This is a genomic window from Bradyrhizobium sp. (genome assembly GCF_019242285.1).
In the GTDB taxonomy this organism is placed as follows: domain Bacteria; phylum Pseudomonadota; class Alphaproteobacteria; order Rhizobiales; family Xanthobacteraceae; genus Bradyrhizobium.
In genome coordinates this window covers 1-2,646 of sequence record NZ_JAFAVV010000192.1, presented here as the reverse complement: position 1 = coordinate 2,646, position 2,646 = coordinate 1, and the positions used below count along the sequence as shown (strand labels likewise).

Below are 2,646 nucleotides of genomic sequence, written 5' to 3'. Positions count from 1 at the left end.
CAGCGCGCCGTAGCTCATGGTCGTGCCCGGTGCGATCTGCGTGAGCGCGGTCCAGACCCGGCGCTGGAACGGCGTGCCGGCGACGCGCCATCGGATGCCGCCGAGCCGGTCGAGATCGCCCTCGAAATAGGCCTGGAGCGCGCGCGTCAGCTCCCGCGGCGCCGCGGCGGGCTTCAGCTCGACGGCGCCGTGCTGCTGCCGCAGGAGCTGGCGCATTCGCGGCTCGTAATCCTCCCAATCGAGAGCGCACAGCACGCCGTCGACGTCGGTCACCAGCAGCGCCACGCCGATCGGCGTCGGCAGCCGGTCGAGATCGAAGACGTGGGGTGACTTCGCTTTTAGAGACATGTCCCGGACCTGTGTAGCATTTCGTTCGTGGCCGGTATTTTCACGCTGCGGACAATGAGGTCCACCCGAAATCCGAACCGGCCGATCCCGCTGGAATTTCTTAGACTTCCGTCATCTTGCATTGCGGCATGGGCTCGGCCACATTCGGCCGCATTCGCGGTGGTCCAGAATCACCGGCATAATTCAGGCATGAGGAACGCATCGATATGAGGAACGGATTTTTCCCATTGGCCACCGCCGCAGTGCTGGCGATGGCGCTGTCGGCATCGTCCGCGCTGGCGCAGAAGAAATACGACACCGGCGCCTCCGACACCGAGATCAAGATCGGCCAGACCGTGCCGTTCTCGGGCCCCGCTTCGGCCTATGCCTCCATCGGCAAGACCCAGGCCGCCTATTTCAAGATGATCAACGACCAGGGCGGCGTGAACGGCCGCAAGATCAATTTGATCCAGTATGACGACGCCTACTCGCCGCCGAAGGCGGTCGAGCAGGTGCGCAAGCTCGTCGAGAGCGACGAGGTGCTCTTGACCTTCCAGATCGTCGGCACGCCGTCGAACGCCGCCGTGCAGAAATACCTGAACAGCAAGAAGGTGCCGCAGCTGTTCGCGGCCACCGGCGCCTCGAAGTTCACCGATCCGAAGAACTTCCCCTGGACCATGGGCTTCAACCCGAACTACTTCGTCGAGGGTCGCATCTACGGCCAGTACATCGTGAAGGAGCATCCGAACGCCAAGGTCGGCATCCTCTACCAGAACGACGATCTGGGTAAGGACTATCTGAACGGCATCAAGGCCGGCCTCGGCGACAAGGCGGCGGGCATGATCGTCGCGGAAGCCTCCTACGAGGTCGCCGATCCGACGATCGATTCGCAGATCCTCAAGATCAAGGACGCCGGCACCGACCTGTTCGTCTCGGCCTCGACGCCGAAGCAGGCGGCGCAGGCGATCAAGAAGATCGCCGAGCTCAACTGGCATCCGGTGCAGATCGTCGACATCAACGCGACTTCCGTAGGCGCGGTGATGAAGCCGGCCGGGCTCGACGCCGCCAAGGGCGTGATCTCGACCAATTACGGCAAGGACCCGCTCGATCCGACCTGGAAGGACGATCCGGGCATGAAGAAGTATTTCGACTTCATGGCCAAGTATTATCCCGACGGCGACAAGGATTCGAACTTCAACACCTATGGCTACGCCACCGCGCAGCTCCTGGTCCACGTGCTGCAGCAGTGCGGCGACGACCTGACCCGCGAGAACGTCATGAAGCAGGCGGCAAGCCTCAAGGGCGTCACGACCGACATCGCGCTGCCGGGCGTCAAGGCCATCACCTCGCCGACCGATTATCGCGTCAACAAGCAGTTGCAGATGATGAAGTTCAACGGCGAGCGCTGGGAGCTGTTCGGCCCGATCCTGGAGGACACGGGGGCGGCGGGGTAGTCTAAGCTCGCAACGACGATCTCGCCCGGAAATTACCGCCTGTGGTCATGGATTCCGGGCTCATTCGCTTCGCGAATGCCCCGGAATGACCGGCGGCCCGTAGCCCGGGTGAGCGAAGCGATACCCGGGAACGAGGTCCCGCATATCGCTACGCTCATGCGGGCTACGACTACTGTCGGGTCGCAAGCGTTGTCCGCTACGCCGTGCGGAGCCGTAAATTTACGGACAGGAAAAATTTCCTTGGATGGCTTGCGGATTTTCCTCGTCTTGAGGTTGAGGCTCGCATGCCGCGCTCTCCTCCTCCGGCAACGGCATGCGATCGCGCAGGCCGTGCCTTCACCTCGCTGGAACGGAGGGTCGCCGGCGCGCGACGCGGGCGGGGTGCGGCTTGACCGCACCCCGCCGCCGTGTCCCTACGCGACGAAAATCCCTGTTGCCAAGTCCCGCTCGCGCTGTCTCTAATCGGCGCAATTTTCAAAACCCAGCGGGAGGGATCGCACTGTGTCGACGATCAAATTGACGGTAAACGGCAAGGCAGTATCGGTCGAGGTCGAGGACCGAACACTGCTGGTCAACCTGTTGCGCGACCACCTGAACCTGACCGGCACCCATGTCGGCTGCGACACCAGCCAGTGCGGCGCCTGTACCGTGCATATCGACGGCCGCGCGGTGAAGTCCTGCACCGTGCTGGCGGGCCAGGCCAACGGCTCCAGCGTCGTCACGATCGAGGGCATCGCCAAGGGCGACGAGTTGCACCCGATGCAGGCGGCGTTCCGCGACAATCACGGCCTGCAGTGCGGCTATTGCACCCCGGGCATGATCATGTCGGCGATCGACATCGTGCATCGCCATAGCGGCAAGCTCG

At 63.3% G+C, this 2,646-nt stretch carries 2 protein-coding genes and 1 pseudogene; 2 read left to right on the top strand and 1 reads right to left on the bottom strand.

All coding sequences use genetic code 11. The annotated features are described in order from the left end of the window. Positions 1–348, bottom strand: a pseudogene (locus tag JOY90_RS07330) (MGMT family protein); the annotation flags it as partial. Positions 349–554: 206 nt separating this feature from the next. Between JOY90_RS07330 and JOY90_RS07325 the strand changes: the two are divergent. Continuing rightward, the gene (locus JOY90_RS07325; RefSeq protein WP_291690479.1) at positions 555–1,781 is read left to right on the top strand and encodes an ABC transporter substrate-binding protein; all 1,227 of its coding nucleotides are present in this window, start codon (positions 555–557) and stop codon (positions 1,779–1,781) included. A 501-nt stretch (positions 1,782–2,282) separates the two neighbouring features. Beyond that, the coding region (locus JOY90_RS07320) for a (2Fe-2S)-binding protein (protein ID WP_291690478.1) at positions 2,283–2,646 on the top strand (364 nt) is incomplete at its 3' end.